Consider the following 410-nt stretch of genomic DNA (forward strand, 5'->3'; position numbering starts at 1 on the left):
ATCGGACGTCCGGTCCCGGTGCGCACGGAAACGTGACGCTCATCAGTCAGGCGCGACACTCAGATGGGCCACTCCGTCCGCGTCTCTTCGCCGCCAGCCGGCAACGTGGCGACCGGATGACAGGGAGTCACGGCAGAGCCGACAATGGGCCAGTGATGTTCAAAGACGACGACGGCGGCTACCGCGATTGGCTGGCTCGACATCAGGGGACCGACTCGTTCGTGCTCAACGCAGAGCGCAACCCGAAGGCGACGTACCTGATCCTCCATCGGGCGACATGTCACACGATCAGCGGAGAGCCGGCACGCGGCGCGCAGTGGACACACGACTTCATCAAGGTCTGCGGTACCCGCGCAGAACTCGAGGCCTTCGCGCGGACTGTCGAAGGGACGCCCCAGCTTTGCGGGCAC

At 65.4% G+C, this 410-nt stretch carries 1 protein-coding gene; it reads left to right on the top strand.

Annotation, left to right across the window (positions count from 1 at the left end; genetic code table 11):
• Nucleotides 1-155: 155 nt before the first annotated feature.
• A partial coding sequence (locus tag I6F37_RS42410) for a hypothetical protein (RefSeq protein ID WP_225154735.1) occupies nucleotides 156-410 on the top strand: 255 nt, incomplete at its 3' end.

Origin of the sequence: Bradyrhizobium sp. NBAIM08 (genome assembly GCF_020193935.1) — a bacterium.
Taxonomy (GTDB): Bacteria; Pseudomonadota; Alphaproteobacteria; order Rhizobiales; family Xanthobacteraceae; genus Bradyrhizobium; species Bradyrhizobium yuanmingense.